This is a genomic window from Tepidisphaeraceae bacterium (assembly GCA_035998445.1).
Classification (GTDB): Bacteria; Planctomycetota; Phycisphaerae; order Tepidisphaerales; family Tepidisphaeraceae; genus DASYHQ01.
This window is the reverse complement of sequence record DASYHQ010000017.1, coordinates 1-19,647: the sequence shown is the minus strand read 5'-3', so window position 1 is coordinate 19,647 and position 19,647 is coordinate 1. Positions and strand designations below refer to the sequence as shown.

Below are 19,647 nucleotides of genomic sequence, written 5' to 3'. Positions count from 1 at the left end.
CTCGCTGTCGCTCGCTCGGGATGACAACATCTTGCAGGCTCGCGAACGGCATTTGCTTTTGAGGCTTCATCATGGCTGAGACAACCACCACCGATAACAACGACATGCAGGACGACAACGACAACGGCAGCAGTGAGGGGACGATGGACGTGCAGAAGCTGCAGGCCGAGCGCGATGACCTGTTCCAGCGCCTCGCGTTGGCCACGGCCGACTTCAAGAACGCCCAGCGGCGCATGCAGGGCGAGTTCGACCAACGGCTGCAGTACGCCAACAGCTCGCTGATCAAGAGCCTGATCCCCGTCATCGATAATTTCGAGCGCGCGATCGCCCAAGACCCCACCAAGGTCGACTCGGCGTCGCTGCTGCAGGGCATGCAGATCGTGCATGACCAATGGCTGGCCGTGCTGAAGGCCCAGAACGTCGAGGAGATCGCGCCGAAGGAAGGCGAGGCCTTCGACCCGACCCGGCACGAGGCCCTCATCCAACAACCCAGCGATACCTACACCGAACCGACCGTTACCCAACTGCTGCAAAAGGGCTACGCCCTCCACGGCCGCACGCTGCGTCCGGCGCAGGTGGCGGTGAGCAAGCTGTCGTAGGGGCGGGCCTCCGTGCCCGCCCGTCTTGGTTCCGTTTGCAAGCATGACAACAGCCAACGAAGGAGGGCAGACGCAGAGGTCTGCCCCTACGGAATGCCAACCTACGAATACCATTGCGACGCCTGCGGCCACGACTTCGAGAAGTTTCAGTCGATGTCGTCAGACCCAATCAAGGTTTGCCCGAGCTGTGGGAAGAAGAAGGTCCGCCGGCTGATCGGCACGGGGGCGGGGCTGATCTTCAAGGGCAGCGGGTTCTACATCACTGACTACCGCGACAAGGGCTACGCCGACAAGGCCAAGGCCGAGTCTGGCGGTGGCGGTGAGACGAAGCCAAGCGGCGACGGTAGCAGTGGTGGTGGCGGTGACGCCGCCAAGCCCGCGGCGGAGTCGAAGCCCGCGGCGCCTGCCAAGACGGAGTCCGTCGCCAAACCCGCCGCCGAATCAAAGCCGGCGAAGAAAGACAAGAAGTAGCCGGGCGGATTCTTCTGCCGTGGCAGGGGCGTCTCGCCCATGCGTGACTACTTCCAAGTAGTCTCTTCAGAACGCGCTATCTCGCGATCGCTCCTCTAATCCAATCGTGGCGCCTAAACTTCAGTATGCAGTGTCCCACCTGTAAAAAGCCTGTCGAAGTGCCGGCGGACGATCAGCCGATGGGGCCGTTCCCGTTCTGTTCCGACCGCTGCAAGATGGTCGACCTCGGCCGCTGGCTGGACGAGAAGTACCAGATTCCCGTGCAGATCACCGAAGACGACGAGGACGACCGGTAGCGCTCGCACGGCGACTGCTTTAGCCGCAGCACCGGCCTCTCGCCGGCAGATCGACGTTTGCCGTCCAGCGCGCCCAGTGCGAAGCTGCCGACGACGTTGACCAACAGCGTGCCCAACGGGAACGTCCAACCGAACCGCGCGGCGAGCGATGCAACGCTGAAGGCGAAGCCCGCGGCGCCGACGAGCATTGCTTGCGAAAGTGCCATGGCCCGCGAGCTTATCGCGGCGCATCCGACCGCGTGAGCCGTGCATCTGCTTCTCCACAACGCGACTACTCCGCGTTCTCAGGCATGCGATACTTTATCTCGTAATTTTGCTTGACGGCTAACGCCCGCTGCTTTGAACTGTTCGAGTGCGCGACGTTGCGAAGTGGTAGAAACTTCACTCCAAAGGTGGGCGATGAAAAACGTGCCAACTTACGCTGCGATGATTTGTGCCACGCTGTTGGCGGTGCTTCCAGCGCCACTGGCGGCGCAGGACCAGGTGTCGTTGCGGCTGGCGCTGGAGCCAAGCATGTCGTGGTCGTTCGACCAATCGCAGCAGGCCGACACGAACGTCAAGGCGAGCTTTCAGGGCATGACCCAGCCGTTCACGACGACGATGTCGTCGAAGCTCAACGGCAAGCTGGAGGTGCTGGCCGTCACCGAAGGTGAACCGACGAAGGTGCGCATCACGTTCGGCGCCGACTGCGTCACACAGCAGGGCATGGCGGGGCAGCCGGCGCAGTCGATGCCGTTCGCGCTGGCGGGCAAGACGGTCGTCGTGACGCGCAACGCCGACGGGTCGGTCACAAACGATTTGAAGGAGTTCGTCGACCCGGCCGTCACCGACGAGTTGGCCGGCGCGATCGAGCAGTCGCGCGCGATGTTTCCCGAGGGGCCGGTCGCCGTCGGCCAGGAATGGTCGGCCGACGCGCGGGCCCTGGCGCGCATGTTTCGGTTGAAGAACCCCGACGACACCGCCAGCATGCGGATGAAGCTGCTGCGCGTTCAGGACGTCGCCGGTCGCCCGACTGCCGACGTGCAGATGAACATCAGCGTCGCCACGCGTCAGCAGGACCTGAACGTGAAGCTGACGTCGTCGGGCATCGCGCAGGTCGACGTGCCGACCGGTCACGTGATGAACGTCGAACTGAAGGGCGGCACCGACACGCGCGGCCAACAGCAGGGCCCCGGGCCCAACGGAAACATGGTCGTGTACGACATCCAGGGCGACGGCACGCTCGTCATCCGCAACAGCGCGCCATTCATCAATTCCGAGGGCAACGATGGCGGCGCCCCGGTGGCCGCTGCGAAGGAACGCGATGCAGCGCCCCCGGGCAACGCCGGCGCGTCGCTGGCGGGGCGGTACGTTGGTGAGAAGCTCACGGTCGAACTCACCGACGCCGATGCCGGCTACAAGGGCACGATCACCATGGGCCAGCAGAAGTTCCCGATGATCGCGACCGCAGACGGAAAGCGGTTGAACGGCTCGTTTGACGCCAACGGCGACACGTTCGACTTCAATGCGATTATCGACGGCAGCAACATGACGCTGCAGACCGGTGGCGCCACCTACAAACTGAAACGGCCCGCGAAGAACCCGCTGGGGGGTGGCGATGGTGGCGCCAACCCGCTGGCCCCCAAGCCCAACAACCCGCTGGGTGGTGGCGATGAACCGCGCAGCGACACCGGCGCGGGCGATGCTCAGCCCACCGCCCAAGAGAAGCCTGCCGTGGCTCCCGCGGTGGCGTTGCAGACGTATCGGTTTCCCGATGGCACCGGTACGGTCGGCATCGCGCCAGGTTGGACCACGAACGCCACCGGTTGCCTCGACTCGTTCTCCGTCACCGGCCCGGCCGACCAGCGCATTTCGTTCGGCCTGTCGTTTGGCATCAGCGAGCCCGATGGCCAGCTGATGCGCAGTCACGCCCAGATCGCCGAGCAATCGCGGCAGATGGGCGTGCAGCCACCACCGCCACCCCAGGTCATCATCGGTCGCTACAGCGAACCGGGCGACGCGATCCGCATGCTCATCCCGCAACTGTCCCGCCTCAGCGCGCAGCGCGGCGGACCGGTCAGCGAACTGCGATCGCTGAAGGTGCTGGAGGAAAAGCCCTCGCCCATCCCCGATTCGAAGTCGGCGGTGGTGACGTACGACTTCATGATGGCCAAGTCGCCAGACGCGCCCATGCGGCCGTTCCGTGGGACGGCACACGTGACGACGTCGCGCCTGTCGCAGGACATGTGGACGGTCTTCCTGACCGAACTCGTCGCGCCCGTCGACACGTTCGACCACGACCTGCCGATGATGCTGGCGATGTCCAACTCGCTGAAGGTGAACCAGGAGGTGATGGCGCGCAAGAGCCAACAGCGGTTGAACGACGGCAGCGCCGCCCACGCCCAGCGCATGGCCGACCAGAAGGCCCGCTTCGAAGCCGGCCAAGCCGCCCACAAGAGCATGCAGGACACCTTCGACCGCCAGAACGACGCCTGGCGCGCCGGCCAGGTCGGTCAGGCCCGCCGGCACGACGACGTCATCGAAACCATCCGCGGTGAGCGCACGATCGAAGACACCCGCACCGGCGACCGCGCCCAAACCGACCTCGGCCATGTGGACAATACAGTCGAGCGCTTGAACGAATCGGACCCCGGGCGGTATCGGCAGATTCCGCTGCGCGACGAGAACAATCCGCTGGAGGATTAAACTGTCGGGCGCGCGATACAGACCGGTGGGCCTAAAGGTTCGCGGACAAAACCCCGTTGCGCGACCATGCGCCGGTGTCATCCCGATGGGAGCGGAGCGACGCGAGGGATCTGCCACTGCCAGCGTCATTCGACATTTGAGATCCCTCAGGTCGCTACCGCTCCCTTCGGGATGACATGGGGATTTGTCCGCTGGCCTTAAGGCGACCTGAGGGATCTCGACTGGCTGACAGTGCGGGCCGTGGAAGATCCCTCAGGTCGCCAATGTTCCCATCGGGATGACACGTTTGGCATAACGCGGAGGTTATGGCGATCAGGCTTTCGTTAGCACCACCCGCGATGTTTTTCGCGCTAACCGCGTACGGTGCGCAGGCGAAGCATCTCGCGGAGGAGCACGTCGGTCGATTTGAGATCCGGGTTGTTGGCCTTGGCGCGTTCGAGGAAATGCTCGGCGTCGCCGCGGCGTTCGCCGAGGGCCATCAGGGCGCTGATGGCGTCTTCCTCGGCATCGGGGCGGCGGGCGAAGGACTGGGTGGCTCCCTTGCCACCGGCCTTGGCGGGAATGGCGAAGGCGAACTTGGCGGCCTTGCCGGACAGTTCCGCGACGATCGTCTCGGCCGTGCGCTTGCCGATTCCACCGAGGCCGCTGAGGAAGCGCGTGTCCTTCGATTCAATCGCAGCTGCGATCTCACCGGTGGGGGCTGTCAGGGCCTTCAGCGCCTTTCGCGGACCGATGCCTTTTACGGTTGTGAACAGTTCGAAGAACTGCTTGTCAGCCGGTCGAACGAAGGCGATCAGCGTCGGTTCCAGCCCGCCGCGCGAGGGGTCGCCGGATAGGTAGAAGATGGTCTGCAGCGTCAGCGTCTCGCCGAGGCTGGCTTGCAGTTCGGTGAGGTCAGACGCGGGAATGAGCAACTCGTACAACATTGGCCCGCATTCGAGTTGAATGCGATCGTCGTCCACACGTTTGAGGGTGCCGGTGATGGCGGAGATCATGGTTGGGTGATTTTAGGGGAGGTGGGGGTGGATTTCCTGTGTTCGGGACGAGGTGGAGGGGAAAATCCCAAGCCCCAATGCCAAACAAAATTCCAATCACCAAGTCCCAATAGGAACCTTTGCGGCTTCCTTCGCGCTGTCGCGTCTTCGCGTTCTCTTCTGCCGCAGCCGTGCACTACCCCGGCAACATCCCCGGTGGCAGGCCCATGTCGCTGGCGACGGTTTGCATCTGGTCCTTCATGAACTGCTGGGCGCGCTTCTGGGCGGCGGTGACGGCGGCGACGATCGCGTCCTCGAGCAGATCGGTGTCGTTCACGTCGAACTTCGTCTTGTCGATCTTGATGCTGATCAACTCCAGCTTCCCGTTCACCGTCGCCCGCGCAATGCCGGCGGCGTCGGCGGTGATCTGCTTGCGCTCGAGCTCGGCCTGCACCTGCTCCATCTTCACCTTCATCTCCTGGGCCTTCTGCATCATCTCGGCAATGTTGAACATGATTGTGTCCGTGGTCAGGGGTTTGGGGTCCGTTGTGGTTGGCCGTCCATCGTCCCCATTCCGTCCACAACGGGCAACGGACGACTGACAACGGACGAGATCAATTCTCTTCTACCTTCACGATTTCGCCGCCCAGCTGGTCGACGATGGTCTTCACGAGCGGGTCCTCCGCGTAGATCGCGTCCTTGATCTCCTGCGTCAGGCGGATGGTCGGCGTCTCGGGCATCGGGGGTGGGGCGGCGGGCTGGGGCTTCACCGCGTGCCGGGGGTTGGCCGGGACAACCGGTGCCGGCACGCTGCGTGCCGCACCGGGCGGTGGGGCGGCGGCAGCGGTGTCGTCGATGATGAACCGCACGCCCGTCTCGGTGCCGAGCAGTTGCGTGAAGGCTTGGGCGACCGATTCGCGCTTGCCATTGCGGTCGAGCAGCTTCAGCAGGAAGTCCTTGCCGCTGGGGAACTTCACGACCGCCTGGCCGTTCTCGATGCGGTCGAGGCCGCCTTGCGACAGGATGCCGTAGAGGCCCTGACTGTGCTGGTCCAGCATCGCCAGGAGGGCGTTCCACTTGTCGCTCAGCAGGTTGTTGACGACGGGCTCGACGTTGGCCATGTCACTGACGGGCTTCGATGCCACCGCTGACATCGAGCGGTTCTGTGACATGATCGTCGACAGCGACGGCGCGGGGCCTTCCCACACGCGACCAACGGAGGGGAGGCTGTCGTCGTCGCCGAGGTCGATATTGTTCAGGTCGACGGGGGGTTCGTCGGCAACCGGCGCGGGTGTGGGTGCGACGGGCGCTGGATTGGGGGCGGGGGAGCGTGCCACTGAAGTGGCGAGCCCTTGGGAGTGCGATGCGGGGGCGTCCAACGACGGATCCACCGGACTTGCCGCTTTAGCGGCAGGTTCCCCGGGTGTCCGTGCGATGGGTGGCGCAACGGGCGCTATGGTCGCAACGGGCGCGGGAGGCATCCCCAACGATCGGACCACCTCCGCGCGGGCTTGCGCAGGTGGCGCGGCAGCCCCTACCGGCTCAGACTTTTTTTTTTGACCGGGTGAAGCCGCCCCGTTGCCGGTGATGAGGGCGTCAATGCTGGCGAACTGCTCGGCCAGCGCCAGGCGAACGAGCGTCGCATCCAACAGCGCCGCCCCAGCCTGGCTGGTACGCAGCGTTCGGCGAAGTTCTTCGAGGATCGCGATGTCCTGCGACAGCGCGATGGCGTCGAATTGGTTGGCTTGATTCACCAGATCCGCCAGTGGCAGGCCGGGCACGTCGACCAGGTCGGATTCAGGGCCGCACGTGCTCAGGATCAGCAGGTTACGCAGGTGGTCGATCAGCGCCGCGATCAACGCGTCGGGCGACAGGCCACCCCGGATGATCGCGTTGGCCTGTTGCAGGGTCGCTTTCGTATCGCCACGGCCGATGGCGTCGGCAAGGTTGAACAGCAACTGCGTCTTGGGCAGGCCGAGGAGATTTTCGATCATCTCGACGGTGATGCGCGTCTCGCCGAGGCTCAGCAGGCGGTCCATGAGCGACAGCGCATCGCGCATGCTGCCGGCGCCGGCCTTGGCGACGAGCAGGATCGCGTCGTCGTCGGCCTCCACCTTTTCGGTCGTGCAGATGGCCTTCAGATGGCCGGCAATCTCTCGCGTCGGAATGTTGCGAAAATCGTACCGTTGGCAGCGGCTGAGGATCGTCGCCAGCACCTTTTCGGGCTCAGTGGTGGCCAGGATGAACTTCACGTGGGCGGGCGGTTCCTCCAGCACCTTCAGCAGGGCGTTGAAGGCGTCCTTCGTCATCGCGTGGACTTCGTCGATGATGTAGACCTTAAACCGCGCCCGGGCGGGGCTAAAGCGCGCGTTCTCGATGATCTTGCGCACCTCGTCGATGCCGCGGTTGCTGGCGGCGTCGATCTCGATCACGTCGATGTCGTCGCCGCGCGCGATGCCCTTGCACGATTCGCATTGGCCGCACGGTTTGACGGTCGGCTTGTCGCTCGACTCGCAGTTGAGGCACTTGGCTAAGATGCGGGCGGTGGACGTCTTGCCAGTGCCGCGCGTGCCGCAGAACAGGAACGCGTGGGCGATCCGGCCGCTCTCGATGGCCCGCTTCAGCGTGCGCGCGACGTGCTCCTGTCCGATCAGGTCATCGAACGTGCTCGAGCGATAGCGTCTGGCGAGAACGGTGTACGACATAGCGGTAGCCCGCCGGATGGTAGCAACCGCGCGATCGATCGGAAAGTAGGCGGGTCAGGAAGCGCGTTTCCGACCGTGGCATGGGCGTCTCGCCCATGCGTGTCGATTGGAACGGAGAATCCAGTTGGTTGGCTGTTGCGCCGATCCAGCCGCTGAACGGAATCCGGTTTTCCGGCCCTACGGCATGCATGGGCGAGACGCCCATGCCACGGTAATTTGGTAGCTGTGGTCGTCCGCAACGTCCGAACCGCGTTATTCGCTCGCCAACGCAGTTGGGCACTACGGCGCGTCCGGATAACCGAGATGACGGCGCTCCCGTCATGCATGACGGCGCTTCCGTCATGCATGACGGCGCTTCCGTCATGCGTGACGGCGCCTCCGTCATGCATGCCGAGCCTTCCGTCATGCATGCCGCACGCTCCGTCATGCGTGCCGTGCCACGCGTCACGCATGCCCATAGCCCCAGTGTTGACGCTGCGCGTCTGGTGTAATGTTGCGATGCGAAAACCTATACCGCCCCGAACGGCGCATTTCCGGATGGCTTTATGGTGGCTGGGAGACTACGATAGTAAGCGGTAAGTTTGAACGAACGAGTCATTTCTCAATGGATCCCGGGCAGTGTTGCCGGTGTCCGTCGCGGCTCAGTCGCTTTGCCTACCAAGGGTCAGTCACGACCCCTTTCACCGGCGTCCCGAAAGAGGATTGGGGGCGCATCACGCCCAACAGGAGCAAGCATGGGCAGCAAGTTATACGTCGGCAACCTGCCGTACACGACGACCGGTTCGGATCTCGAACAGATGTTCAGCCCGCACGGCACGGTGCAGTCGGCCGAGATCATCTCGGACCGCGAGACCGGCCGCAGCAAGGGATTCGGGTTCGTGCAGATGGGCAGCGACGAAGAGGCGCAAGCCGCGATCGCAGCGTTCAACGGCCAGGAGGTCGACGGTCGCGCCTTAACCGTCAACGAAGCCAAGCCCCGTGAAGAGCGCCCCCGTGGTGGTGGCGGTGGATACGGCGGTGGTGGTGGTGGCGGTTACGGGGGTGGTGGCGGTGGCGGTGGGCCGCGCCGTGGCAGCTTCGGTGACCGTGGTGGCAAGGGTGGTGGTGGCGGTGGCGGTGGGGGCCGCAGCCGGTACTAAGATTGAATTGCAACCGACGAAGGGGCTGCGAACAGCGGCCCCTTCGTCTTTCCCGCTTCGCTACCGTGTGAACGAGGGATGATGCGAGCGACCCACCGCGGGTCGCCGAGGGTGGGATGGGGCCAACTGGCGGATTAGCTTGATGCGAACGAAATCGACTCCCCTTTCCGACGACGCGACCGAACTCGAACAGTTCGTGGCCCGCGCCGCAGCCCGTGATCGCTATAACATCGAAAAGCACTTGGCCGTCTGCGACGCCGACGCCGCCAAGGGCCGCGCCGAGCTGTGGCGTCGCCTGCTGACGAAGCTCAGCCTGCTCGTGCCGCTGCCGTTCCAGTCGGCCGGTCCGAACGTGGTGCTGTTCTACCGGCCCGATGGCAAGTACCGCATGCAGGTCTTTGCCTTGGAAGACGCCGGCAACGGCTTAGTCTACCTCTACCTGACCGACGTGCTTCAAGACGCGGTAAAAGCCAAGATCCTGAAGCCCGATGAAGATCGGTACACGATCGTTCGGTCGCCGGGTGGAAATTTACCGGTGCATGCCATCGATACGCAGAACACGCCCGACCCTCCGGCGTACATCAAGCACATGATCGGTTGGAACCGCAAGGCCATCCGCATCGCGTTGGATGGATCGGAAGCCACCGGCCCTCGGGTGGATACCGCCGAGGAACTCTGCTCGCTCGCTGCCAGCCAATGGGCCACGCCCGCGGCCGGCTAGGCGACCGAACCCAACTTATCCGTTCAATTAAATTGAACTGGAACGCACCTTGCGTGCGATCTATAAATTGACGTCTGCGCCGGCTATCGATGCCGGTACTACGTCGAAACGCCCGGCGTGTCGCCACGTGCGACGTTCGCGAACGATCGGGCCGCGTTTACCAGCCAAGGATGGCGGCACCTGCGCGAGGGCCGTGTGTACGAGACCGGTTCGAAGATGGAACCGGTGTTGTTCCGATAGGAAGGACGTATGTCGAGTCAATCCATTCCAACCGATTTCATGAGCAATGGCGCCCCGGTCGATCCCGAGGTCGCCGCCGTCGTTGCCGCCAGCACCCAGCCCGATCACGTGGACGATCACGATCACCACGATGAGGACGAACACGCGCACCTGCCCGTCTCGCTCGGCACGCGTATCGCGGCGCTGTCGGCGGTCATCGTGCCGTTCGCCGGGTTCGTCGCCGCCATCGTCTTCCTCTGGGGCCGCGGGTTCGACCTGCTGCACGGCGGGCTGCTGATGGGCATGTACATCATCACGGCCATCGGTATCACGGTCGGCTATCACCGCTACTTCACGCACCGCTCGTTCCAGACGCCCCGCTTCGTACAGGCCTTCTTCGCGATCGCCGGCGCGATGGCGCTGGAAGGCCCCGTGCTCAAGTGGGTCGCGATGCACCGCTGTCACCATCAGCACAGCGACAAGCCCGGCGACCCGCACTCGCCGCACGAGCATGGTGAGGGCGTGAAGGGCGTGCTGCAGGGCTTCTGGCATGCCCACGTCGGTTGGGTGTTCAGCGGCGACCCGAAGAACCTCTACCGCTACGTGCCTGACCTCTCCGGCGACCGCATGCTGCAGGTGCTCAGCAAGCTGTGGATTCTCTGGGTCGTGCTTGGCCTGATCATCCCCGCCGTCATCGGTGGATTGTTGACGATGTCGTGGAAGGGCGCGTTGCTCGGCTTCATCTGGGGCGGCCTGGCCCGCATCTTCCTCGTCCACCACGTCACCTGGAGCGTGAACAGCGTTTGCCACATCTGGGGCACGCGCCCGTTCCGCAGCGCCGACCATAGCCGCAACAACTTCCTGTTCGGCCTGCTGGCGATGGGCGAAGGCTGGCACAACAACCACCACGCCTTCCCGACCAGCGCCCGCCATGGGCTGCGTTGGTGGGAGTTCGACATCAGCTACATCATCATCCGCGCGATGTCGATGGTCGGCCTGGCTTGGGACATCAAGATCCCGACGCAAGCCCGCCTGCAGAGCAAGCTCGCCAATGCCGGGCAGTCGAGCGCGACGACGACGACGAACTAACGTTGTAACGAGACGCGCGTTCTTCCGAATTCTTAGTGATACAGAAGGGCTGACCAGCAAAATGGTCAGCCCTTTTTCTTTTGTTGGTCATTGGTGCCTGGTCATTTGTGTGGCATTGGGACTTGGGGATTTTGACCTTGCGTGTTTGGGCTTTTTCCCGCTCCCTCACTACCATTGGCCCGCATGAGTACCCACGTTCCTGAGTTTACTCCCGCCGCCCTGCCCCCTGGGGCGAAGTTCGCCATTGTGGCGGCGCGGTTCAACGCGTACATCGTCGACGAACTGGTGGCCGGTTGCGTGCGGCGGTTTGGGCAGATGGGGGTGGACGAGGACCGGTTATCCCTGCATCGCGTGCCGGGCGCGTTCGAACTGCCCGTGGCGGCGAAGCTGCTGGCGAAGACGAACCGTTACGCCGCCATCGTCTGTTTGGGTGCGGTGGTACGCGGCGACACGCCGCACTTCGACTACGTCGCTGGTGAGGCGGCGAGCGGCATTCAAAAGGTCGCGGTCGAGCAGGGGCTGCCGGTCATCTTCGGCGTGCTGACGACGAACACGGAACAACAGGCGCTGGACCGAATCGGTGGCAGCCACGGCCACGCCGGTGAACGCGCCGCCGAGGCCGCCGCCGAGATGGTGGCGCTGGCGGCGGACATCGCGCGAGGACAGGCGTGAAGCGGACGCTGAACTTCGTCGTGATGGCCGTGATGGCGATGTACCTCGTGCTGCGGGTCGCGGACCTGGTCGTCCACGGATTCAAGTGGTCCAGCGTGATCTGGGTTCACGTCTACCTGATCGGCATCACGATCGCCCTCGTCTGGGAACTGCACGGCCGGCACAGCGCGGTGCCGATCTACGGCGAGCCCGTTAAGCCGCAATTGCCAGCGCCGGCGGCCAAGCCGTTGTTGTCGCTCGTAGCGCTGCTGGAGCGACCGACACCGTTGGACGCGGAAGACCTGCGTAAACGGCTATCGCGCGCCTTAGGCCAGACGCTTGATTCGTCTCCGAAGAATCCGAATCACCTCGTGTTGGCACCCGACCAGACGTACGAGTTGCAGCATGGCGACCATCGCATGGCGATCGTGAACCTGCCCACGCCGTACGTAAAGGATCGCGAGAACGAGGCCGCCGCTGCCCCGGTAAAGGAATTGGCCATCGCGATCCTGAATCACCAGGCATGGCGGGCGGTCGACTGGGTCGAATCACCCGCCGAACTATCGCGCGAGCAGGTTTACGCCACCCTCGGCCCGGTGCTGGTCGAGTTGATGACCGACGTGAAAGTGCTGGCACTGTTCTGTCCGGAAACCGGGCAGATGGTGCCTTGGCGATCCGGCTTGCCCGACCTGCTGCGCGGTGCTGACCCGTTGCAGGCACTGCTATTAACGAACACCACCGCGGTCTAACGACAATCGTACAGCGCGCAGCTTCGTAATCCCCGTTTAGCCGCGGGCTTGCCCGTGATCGACGTGAAAATCCTCGCGAGCAAGCTCGCGGCTAAACGGGGGTAAACGACACCCTAGGTGGCGTGTTTCGGGGATCTACCGCGGCGCCCCCTGTGCCGCTCGCGTCAATTTCAATCAATGCATTGCAGGATTTCCGACAACCGTCTACCCTATGATTGGCGTGGAGGTCGTATGTCCAGCGATGTAGGCCGTGATCAATTGGCGATCATTCGGATCGAAGGCATGCACTGCCGTAAGTGCGAGCAGGCCATCGTCCGCGCGCTGGGCGAATACCCCGGCGTGCACGAGGTCGAAGTCGACTTCGCCAGCGGACAAGCCTCGGTGCTCTACGACCGCGGCTCTGTGTCGGTGAAGCAGCTCATGCAAGGCGTCGACGACGCCGGCTACAGCGCCACCGGCGTCTCGCAACGTAGCGCGGATACGGCTCAGACGTAGTGTCTTTCCGCGAACGCTCCCGCGATTCATCCCACAACAGAACACGGCCCGGTTGCTTCAAGCAACCGGGCCGTTTGATTTCCTGTAGAGCGTTGGTCTTGAACCGTGGCATTCGCGAGACGCTTATGCCACGGTGGAGAAGAAGGCTCACTGCTCGATCTTACCCACCAGATGAATCGACCCCGTCGGCACCGGCGACCCGCCTGCGGGCTCGTCGGTGATGGCGGCCAAGGCCAGTTCCGGCAGGTTCAGATCGGCCGGCAGATCAACCACGACCACCGCGTTGCCCGACGCGTCGGTGTTGAACACCTTCGACGGGATCTTCCGTTCATCCGCAGTGATGAACCACAGCTCGTACTCGCGGCCACCGGCGGGCGGCATCAGGTTCGACACCGTGATCAGCCACTGGTTCTGTTCCTTGTCCCACCAGATGCGCCCGCGGGCGGGCGAGGCGGGCTGACCGCCGTTGGGAGCAGCCAGGCCAACCAGCTGCAGGTTGGCGGACTGCGCGACCGCAAGCAGCTCGCGGGCCTTGGTAAGCTCGGCTTGGGCGACCTGCGACTGAAGTGTCTGGGCGGCCAGCTCCGAACGGGCCTGGGCCAGCTCGTCCGACCACGTCTGCACCAGTTGGTCCTTCTGGGCCGACTCCCGCCGGGCGGCGAACATGAGGGCCAGCGAGACGGCGAAGATCAACAGCGATGCCGCCAGCGCCATCCAACCGCGCTGGCGCCCTTCCCACGATGCCGGTTGCGACGCTGCCGCCATCGGTGATACCGCCGTAGCTGCATTGGCCGTGTCCGGGCGGATCGACATCGCCTGCGCGGGCAGGTTGCTCATCAACCGATCCTTCGCGCCGGTCGACGGTGTTTGCTCGTCGAGCGCCAACGGCAACATCGCCAGCACCGCCTCGGCCTCGGCGAGCGCGCCAAGGTCCTGCGGCGATCCCGCGGCCAGGCGCTGGCGCAGCTGCTCTGCCTCGTCGGCCTCTAAGGCACCGGCGGCGTACAGCAGGAGGTTGTCACGGTCTTCGGTCGTCACTGGATCACTATCGTCGGTTCACTATTTATTCAGTACGTAACGCGTCACGCAAACGGATGAGGCCCTGCCGGATGTACGTCTTCACCGTCCCCAATGGTCGGTTCATCTTCGACGCTATTTCACTGTGCGACAGCCCATCGTAAAACGAAAGCTCGACCATCTCGCGGTACGGCGGTTCCAGCTTGGCCAGCGCAGCGCTTACCCGCGACCGCTGTTCGGTCAGCACGGCGACGTTGCCCGGGTTGGCGTCATTGCTGTTGGCCGGTGGGTCGCTGACGTTGGCCAGCGTCGACGTCTGCCGGACGGCCCGGCCACGCGAGCGCAACCGGTCGATCGCCCGGCTGCGCGTCAAGGTCGACAGGTAGGTCAGCGGGCTCCCGCGCGACGCGTCGTAGCGGCCCGACCGCTCCCAGACTTCCTGAAACACCTCGATCAGCAGATCCTCGGCCTCGCCTCGATCCTTTACGACGCGCAGGCAGAGCGTGAAGACCAGCCGGTTGTACCGATCGTACAGGCGCGACAGGGCTTCACGGTCACCGTTGGCGATGCCGTTCATCAAGGCGAGGTCGTCTTGATTGCCTAAGGTCTCGGCCAATGCGCCGCTCTCCGCCGCGAGGTCACGTGTTCACACCGTCCCGGCCGAACGGTCGGGCTTGGCATCATAGGCGGGGCGACCGGGAATTTGAAGGAGCAAAGGCGGGATGAGTTCCGGTCCCTCTACCGGTCCTCCGGGAGAGGCCTTCTTGAAGGTGATTTCGAACCGGCGGATCGCCCACGAATTGGCCCGAAGAAACACGAATGCGAACGCTCGTTTTATTCGTGTATCTTCGTGCCAATTCGTGGGCAGATTTTCTGCCGCCGCGCGCGGGTAGTTGCTACTCACCCTCGCCCAGCCTCTCCCGCAGCTGCGGGAGAGGCGTCCGAAACCGCTATTCCTTCGGCATCAGCACGGTGTCGATCCAGTGGATGACGCCGTTGCTGGCGACCACGTCGGTCTTGATGACCTTCGCGTCGTTGATCATGACGTTGCCGTCCTCGGCCTTCACGTCCAGCGTGCCGCCCTGGGCGGTGGAGAGGCTCATGGTCTTCACGTCCTTGGCCATAACGCCCGCGCCGGCATGCACGTGGTACAGCAGGATGCTCTTGAGCTTTTCCTTGTTCTCGGGCTTCAGCAGGCTCTCGACCGTGCCCGCAGGCAGCTTCTCGAAGGCGGCGTTCGTGGGGGCGAAGACGGTGAACGGGCCCTTGCCCTTTAGCGTCTCGACGAGGTCGGCGGCCTTGATGGCGGCGACGACCGTCGTCACCTCCTGCATGCCGGGACCGGTCGCGGTCTCGATGATGTCCTTCTTCGTCTCGGTCGGCTGCATCATGTCCTGCGCGAACACGTTCGACGGGGCCAGCGACACGGTGAGCGCAGCGGCGCCGAGGCTCAGGGCACAGGCCGACACAATGGCAAAACGGGTGATCTTCATGGGGGCTCCTTCACTGTTCGCCAGTAGAGCTGGCGAGGGTTTATCCGGGGTGGCCGGCAGGCCGATCCTGCTGGCCCAAGAGTGCGGTGGGATACGGACGAACTCGCCGGGCGGATGAGCGAAACATTCGGGGCGCAGGCGATTCTGTGCGGGGCGGGTATGTTCTCGGTCGCAGCGACGCCGCCCCTGATGCCGACGCGCCGCGTAACGACGGGATGTTCGCGATGAAATGGATGATCCTGTTAAACGGCGCCGCCGGCACGATCCTGCGATCGGGTGGTACGACCGTGAACGACCAGCTGCAGGCCGCGCTGTCGCAGCACGGCATCGATGCGGAACTGAAGAGCGTCGAGGGCGACCAACTGGCCGCCACCGCGCGCGACGCCGCCCGGCGGAAGCGGTACGACGTCATCGCCGCCGCGGGCGGTGATGGCACGCTGAACGCCGTCGCCAGTGGATTGCTGGACACCGGTGCTACGTTCGCGCCGCTGCCGCTGGGCACGCACAATCACTTCGCCAAGGACATGGGCATCCCGCTCGATCTGGCCGAGGCAATCGCGCTGCTGGCCGACGGTGTCACGATCGACCTGCCGATCGGGCTGGTGAACGACAACCTGTTCCTGAATTTCTCGGGCGTCGGTCTGCACCCGCGCGTCGTCCGCCATCGCGACGCCCAACGCAGCGCGCTCGACCGCGGCAAGTGGACGGCCATGGGCGTGGCGTTCACGCGCGCGATGATGCGGTTCCCGATCATCCGCGTCACGCTGACCGTCAAAGGCGTTCGCCTGCGGCGGGCAACGCCGAGCGTGATCGTCTGCAATAACGCGCATCAGATGGAAGTCTTCGGCGTGCAGGCCGCGTCGTACCCCGACCGTCGGGTGCTGAACACGTACGTCGCCAAACCGCGCGGGCGGACGGGCATGCTCTGGCTGATGGCCAAGGCCAGCGTCGGCAAACTCGAACCGACCGCCAACTTCGAGGTGATCGTCTCGCCCGAGTTGCAGGTCGCCACGCGCGGCCGGACCGTGCGCGTGTCGATCGACGGCGAGGTCATCGACTGCACGTCGCCGTTGATGTACAGAGTACGGCAGGGGGCATTGAAGGTCCTCGTACCGCGCGAGCAGGCGGCTCGGTTTGAGATGAACGTGGTCGCGACGACGACGACGACGTGAGGTGGCGGCAGTTGTGTCTCTCCCGTACGTATAGGGATGGGAAAAGCCGGATTGTCATCCCGAATGGGAGCGGTAGCGACCTGAGGGATCTCGAAGTAACGAGAACCGCCCGAATGCCGGGATCCCTCGGGTCGCTACCGCTCCCCTCGGGATGACATGTTGAGCGGTTGGATCCTTTCCCACTGGAGAGGGCGACCCGACGACGAATTCCATGCGAACGATAGCCCACATTTCCGATCTCCACTTCGGCCGGCTGGATGAACCGGTCGCCGAGGCGCTCGTCGATGAACTGCACGCGGCCAACCCGTCGCTGGTGATCTGCTCCGGCGACTTCACGCAGCGCGCCCGGGTCGGCCAATTTGAAGCGGCCGCGGAGTACATGAAACGGCTGCCGCGTCCGCAGCTGGTGGTGCCGGGGAACCACGATATCCCACTGTGGGACCTGCTGTTCCTGCGGCGTATAGTCTCACCGCTGGGCCGGTATCGGCGATACATCGCCAAGGACGTGCGGCCCGTCTATCGCGACGACGAACTGCTCGTCATCGGCATCAACACCGCGCGGCAGTTCACGTGGTCGTGGAAGGGCTTCTGGAAGGACGGCGGCATTTCCGAGGAACAGCTGGTCGACGTACGCGTGGCCGCCAAGGATGCGCCGGACGATCAGTTCAAGATCGTGGTCACGCACCACCCGTTCATCCCACCGCCGGGCGACGAGCGCAAGGGCATCGTCCATCGCTCGCGGCAAGCGCTGGCGACGATGGAGCGGGCCGGCGTCGATTTGCTGCTGGCCGGGCACCTGCATCGCGGCTACAGCGCCGACGTGCGCGGCCATCACGAGGCGGTGAAGCGCGCGATCATCTCGGTACAAGCCGGCACCGCCACCAGCACGCGCCGCCGCGACGAGCCCAACGCGTACAACCGTATTAAGGTCGACAAGGATTACCTGTCGATCGACGTTCGCGCCTGGAACGGCAGCGCGTTCATCACCAGCGCCGTCCGCGAGTTTCGCAAGCTCGCCGGCGCCTGGACCCTGCAGGACGCCGCCGAGGTCGCCGTGCCCCCCGTGCCCGCGAACAAGGACGGCGATACGGGCAGCCAACCGAAAGACGCGGTGGTGACCGAGGCGCAGTAGGGAAAGCAAAATCCCAAGCCCCAATGCCAAACAAATGACCAAACCCCAAAATCCCAATCGGAGATTCTAAGTCTACCTGGCTCGTCATCCTGAGGTACCCCGAAGGATCTCTTCGATTCCGCGGGTGCTGAGAGATCCTTCGGAGTACCCCAGGATGACGATCAAGGCGATTCAAAAGCGCTTGGCCGTTTCCACTCCGTGCCTGCCTCTGTGCTCTCTGGTGTCCTCTGTGGTTCAACCTCTTCTTCCGGTCCGACTCTATTTCTTCACCACCGCCGGCAGGTGGGCGACCAGTTGGTCGGCGAGCGCGATCATGCGGTCGAACTCGATCTCGTCGAACGGGCGGGCGGTGAAGTCGACCATCATGTCCTGGCCGGCCAGCAGCACGCCGATGTCGGGGGGCAACAGGGCACGCAGCGACGACGATGCCAGCGATCGCGCCGCGGCGGAGTCGGTGCCGTAGACGATGAAACGCTCGCCGGTCGTCAGCGAGGGGAAACTGGCGAGCGAGTACAGGTCGAGCACGCTGGTCGTATTGGCGACCGGCCGCACACCGGTGGTGGGCCAAGGGGTTTCCATCCGTCGCACCAGCACGTGCCACGCGGCGTTGTCGGTGTAGAGGCGCAGAACGGTCGACCGGCCATTGGAGAACTGCTCGCTGCCCTGCGGCGCCGTCGCGATCACCGGGTTCACAATGGCGGGAAACGTGCCTTCGACGGCGTGGAAATCGTGCCGCCTGGCCCACTCACGCAACGCGTAGCGGCGCTTGCCGTGCGTCCACCGGTGAACGAGCACGAAGAACACGCCCAGCGACGTCAGCGCGATCACGACGAGCGTGAGCAGGACTACAATCGAGAACTGAGACCCTTCTGGCAGCATTGGCAGGGCCGATTGTACGGGTGGTTTATCGTTGGCTACAAATTTGCATGCAGGTTGGCCGATAGAAGGTAAACCCATGGCGAAGTTCGACTTGATCGTGGAGCAGATGAAGACCAGGTACGACCTGCGCGTCCGCCGCTGGCGCAGCAGCATGAGCGGCTGCGCCTGGCGGGTGTACTACCACGACGGTCGGGTGATCAACTGGATCGAGTCGCCGGTGCCCAAGACCCCGATCAGCCTGAGCATCTTCCTGCACGAGGTCGGCCATCACGCGATCGGCTTCGACAAGTACAAGCAGCAGTGCGAAGAGGAGTACCACGTCTGGCTGTGGGCGATCCACACGATGCGCAAGCTGGGCGTCGAGCCGGACGAAAAGGTGATGAAGCGCTTCAACGCCAGCATGCAGTACGCCGTCGACAAGGCCGTGCGGCGCGGGTTACGCCGGGTGCCGACACCGCTGCGCGAGTTCGTTCCAAAGGCGGCGTAAACCGTCAGTCGTGATCCTCTTGTGTAGTACGGGCTTTCCTGCCTGTCTCTCCCCCCGTCTCCTGGGAACTGGTGTAGTTTGCCATTGCTTCGTAGGGGCAGGCCTCCGTGCCTGCCCTCTTCGTCATGTGGCTAAAGCGGGCAGGCACGGAGGCCTGCCCCTACCTTCGAACTGCATCCCGTCTGCCTTGCGCAACGGAGCGGAGCAGAGACGCGAAGGCGCGAAGGTCGTGAAGGCGGACGCGAAGGGCAAACTGGTCGACCGCGGCGGTCTGGGCAAGTCAAGATCCGAAAACATGCACCATTGTGCACCATTTTGCACCATCGGGTGAATGGGGAAGCGCTTGGCCCGGTCCCGCATGTGATCATTCAATTGTCAAAGAGCACGCTATCCATTTCTACGCTCGCGCTGCGCGTTTGATGTGGATATGGCGCAACGCCCTTCGCGATTCTTCGCGTCCTCACCTTCGCGACCTTCGCGTCAACGTCTTTCTGATCAGCAGGACGAAATACGGGGGGAGAGACAGGCAGGAATGGGCATTCACATACTTGACGCACGCCTGCGGTCTGGTCCCCTCTCCCGCCTGCGCCGGGGGAGGGCTAGGGTGGGGGTCTACCCGTTCGGAGTCGCCAAGAAGGCCCCCTCCCTAGCCCTCAGGGGCGAGTACGCGGGAG

20 protein-coding genes are annotated in these 19,647 nt (G+C 64.1%); 12 read left to right on the top strand and 8 right to left on the bottom strand.

Annotated features, from left to right (window positions below; translation table 11 throughout):
- Nucleotides 1-71: 71 nt before the first annotated feature.
- Together grpE and VGN72_05545 are read left to right on the top strand one after the other, a co-directional pair.
- Entirely contained in the window at nucleotides 72-599 is a 528-nt protein-coding gene (gene grpE, locus VGN72_05550) for a nucleotide exchange factor GrpE (GenBank protein ID HEV7298811.1), read from the top strand.
- A 93-nt stretch (nucleotides 600-692) separates the two neighbouring features.
- Nucleotides 693-1,070, top strand: a complete 378-nt coding sequence (locus VGN72_05545; GenBank protein HEV7298810.1) for an FmdB family zinc ribbon protein — start codon at nucleotides 693-695, stop codon at nucleotides 1,068-1,070.
- A 172-nt stretch (nucleotides 1,071-1,242) separates the two neighbouring features.
- Here VGN72_05545 and VGN72_05540 read toward each other — a convergent pair whose 3' ends face one another.
- The gene (locus tag VGN72_05540; protein ID HEV7298809.1) at nucleotides 1,243-1,572 is read right to left on the bottom strand and encodes a CrcB family protein; all 330 of its coding nucleotides are present in this window, start codon (nucleotides 1,570-1,572) and stop codon (nucleotides 1,243-1,245) included.
- A 193-nt stretch (nucleotides 1,573-1,765) separates the two neighbouring features.
- Here VGN72_05540 and VGN72_05535 point away from each other — a divergent pair, with 193 nt between their 5' ends.
- Entirely contained in the window at nucleotides 1,766-4,051 is a 2,286-nt protein-coding gene (locus VGN72_05535; protein HEV7298808.1) for a hypothetical protein, read from the top strand.
- A 350-nt stretch (nucleotides 4,052-4,401) separates the two neighbouring features.
- Here VGN72_05535 and ruvA read toward each other — a convergent pair whose 3' ends face one another.
- From ruvA to dnaX, 3 genes are all read right to left on the bottom strand, one after another.
- Complete coding sequence (gene ruvA / locus VGN72_05530) at nucleotides 4,402-5,046, bottom strand: Holliday junction branch migration protein RuvA (protein ID HEV7298807.1); 645 nt, start codon at nucleotides 5,044-5,046, stop codon at nucleotides 4,402-4,404.
- A gap of 175 nt (nucleotides 5,047-5,221) precedes the next feature.
- Entirely contained in the window at nucleotides 5,222-5,539 is a 318-nt protein-coding gene (locus tag VGN72_05525) for a YbaB/EbfC family nucleoid-associated protein (protein ID HEV7298806.1), read from the bottom strand.
- Nucleotides 5,540-5,639: 100 nt separating this feature from the next.
- Nucleotides 5,640-7,730 (bottom strand): DNA polymerase III subunit gamma/tau, encoded by a 2,091-nt coding sequence (dnaX, locus tag VGN72_05520; protein ID HEV7298805.1) that lies wholly within the window; start codon nucleotides 7,728-7,730, stop codon nucleotides 5,640-5,642.
- A 734-nt stretch (nucleotides 7,731-8,464) separates the two neighbouring features.
- Here dnaX and VGN72_05515 point away from each other — a divergent pair.
- From VGN72_05515 to VGN72_05490, 6 genes are all read left to right on the top strand, one after another.
- On the top strand, nucleotides 8,465-8,869 hold the full coding sequence (locus VGN72_05515; GenBank protein HEV7298804.1) for an RNA-binding protein: 405 nt from the start codon (nucleotides 8,465-8,467) through the stop codon (nucleotides 8,867-8,869).
- Nucleotides 8,870-9,011: 142 nt separating this feature from the next.
- Nucleotides 9,012-9,590, top strand: a complete 579-nt coding sequence (locus VGN72_05510) for a hypothetical protein (GenBank protein HEV7298803.1) — start codon at nucleotides 9,012-9,014, stop codon at nucleotides 9,588-9,590.
- 249 nt (nucleotides 9,591-9,839) lie between these two features.
- Nucleotides 9,840-10,898 (top strand): acyl-CoA desaturase, encoded by a 1,059-nt coding sequence (locus tag VGN72_05505; GenBank protein HEV7298802.1) that lies wholly within the window; start codon nucleotides 9,840-9,842, stop codon nucleotides 10,896-10,898.
- Nucleotides 10,899-11,081: 183 nt separating this feature from the next.
- Complete coding sequence (ribH, locus tag VGN72_05500) at nucleotides 11,082-11,570, top strand: 6,7-dimethyl-8-ribityllumazine synthase (GenBank protein HEV7298801.1); 489 nt, start codon at nucleotides 11,082-11,084, stop codon at nucleotides 11,568-11,570.
- Nucleotides 11,567-12,298: a hypothetical protein gene (locus VGN72_05495; GenBank protein ID HEV7298800.1), complete on the top strand. Its 732-nt coding sequence runs from the start codon at nucleotides 11,567-11,569 to the stop codon at nucleotides 12,296-12,298. The genes ribH and VGN72_05495 overlap by 4 nt, the downstream gene beginning before the upstream one ends.
- Nucleotides 12,299-12,529: 231 nt before the next feature.
- On the top strand, nucleotides 12,530-12,793 hold the full coding sequence (locus VGN72_05490; protein ID HEV7298799.1) for a heavy metal-associated domain-containing protein: 264 nt from the start codon (nucleotides 12,530-12,532) through the stop codon (nucleotides 12,791-12,793).
- Between the two features lie 147 nt (nucleotides 12,794-12,940).
- On the opposite strand, the gene VGN72_05485 is transcribed toward VGN72_05490, so the two are convergent.
- The 3 genes from VGN72_05485 to VGN72_05475 all read right to left on the bottom strand — a co-directional run bounded on the left by VGN72_05485 (nucleotide 12,941) and on the right by VGN72_05475 (nucleotide 15,303).
- Nucleotides 12,941-13,831 carry an anti-sigma factor gene (locus VGN72_05485; protein ID HEV7298798.1) on the bottom strand — a complete coding sequence of 297 codons (891 nt, stop codon included), beginning with the start codon at nucleotides 13,829-13,831 and terminating at the stop codon, nucleotides 12,941-12,943.
- Between the two features lie 25 nt (nucleotides 13,832-13,856).
- Nucleotides 13,857-14,426: a sigma-70 family RNA polymerase sigma factor gene (locus VGN72_05480; protein ID HEV7298797.1), complete on the bottom strand. Its 570-nt coding sequence runs from the start codon at nucleotides 14,424-14,426 to the stop codon at nucleotides 13,857-13,859.
- A gap of 334 nt (nucleotides 14,427-14,760) precedes the next feature.
- Nucleotides 14,761-15,303 carry a fasciclin domain-containing protein gene (locus VGN72_05475; protein ID HEV7298796.1) on the bottom strand — a complete coding sequence of 181 codons (543 nt, stop codon included), beginning with the start codon at nucleotides 15,301-15,303 and terminating at the stop codon, nucleotides 14,761-14,763.
- 224 nt (nucleotides 15,304-15,527) lie between these two features.
- On the opposite strand from VGN72_05475, the gene VGN72_05470 reads away from it, so the two are divergent.
- Together VGN72_05470 and VGN72_05465 are read left to right on the top strand one after the other, a co-directional pair.
- On the top strand, nucleotides 15,528-16,475 hold the full coding sequence (locus VGN72_05470) for a diacylglycerol kinase family protein (protein HEV7298795.1): 948 nt from the start codon (nucleotides 15,528-15,530) through the stop codon (nucleotides 16,473-16,475).
- A 211-nt stretch (nucleotides 16,476-16,686) separates the two neighbouring features.
- Nucleotides 16,687-17,607, top strand: a complete 921-nt coding sequence (locus VGN72_05465) for a metallophosphoesterase (GenBank protein ID HEV7298794.1) — start codon at nucleotides 16,687-16,689, stop codon at nucleotides 17,605-17,607.
- A 258-nt stretch (nucleotides 17,608-17,865) separates the two neighbouring features.
- On the opposite strand, the gene VGN72_05460 is transcribed toward VGN72_05465, so the two are convergent.
- The gene (locus tag VGN72_05460; protein HEV7298793.1) at nucleotides 17,866-18,486 is read right to left on the bottom strand and encodes a hypothetical protein; all 621 of its coding nucleotides are present in this window, start codon (nucleotides 18,484-18,486) and stop codon (nucleotides 17,866-17,868) included.
- A 76-nt stretch (nucleotides 18,487-18,562) separates the two neighbouring features.
- On the opposite strand from VGN72_05460, the gene VGN72_05455 reads away from it, so the two are divergent.
- Entirely contained in the window at nucleotides 18,563-18,973 is a 411-nt protein-coding gene (locus tag VGN72_05455) for a hypothetical protein (protein HEV7298792.1), read from the top strand.
- Nucleotides 18,974-19,647: the final 674 nt, after the last annotated feature.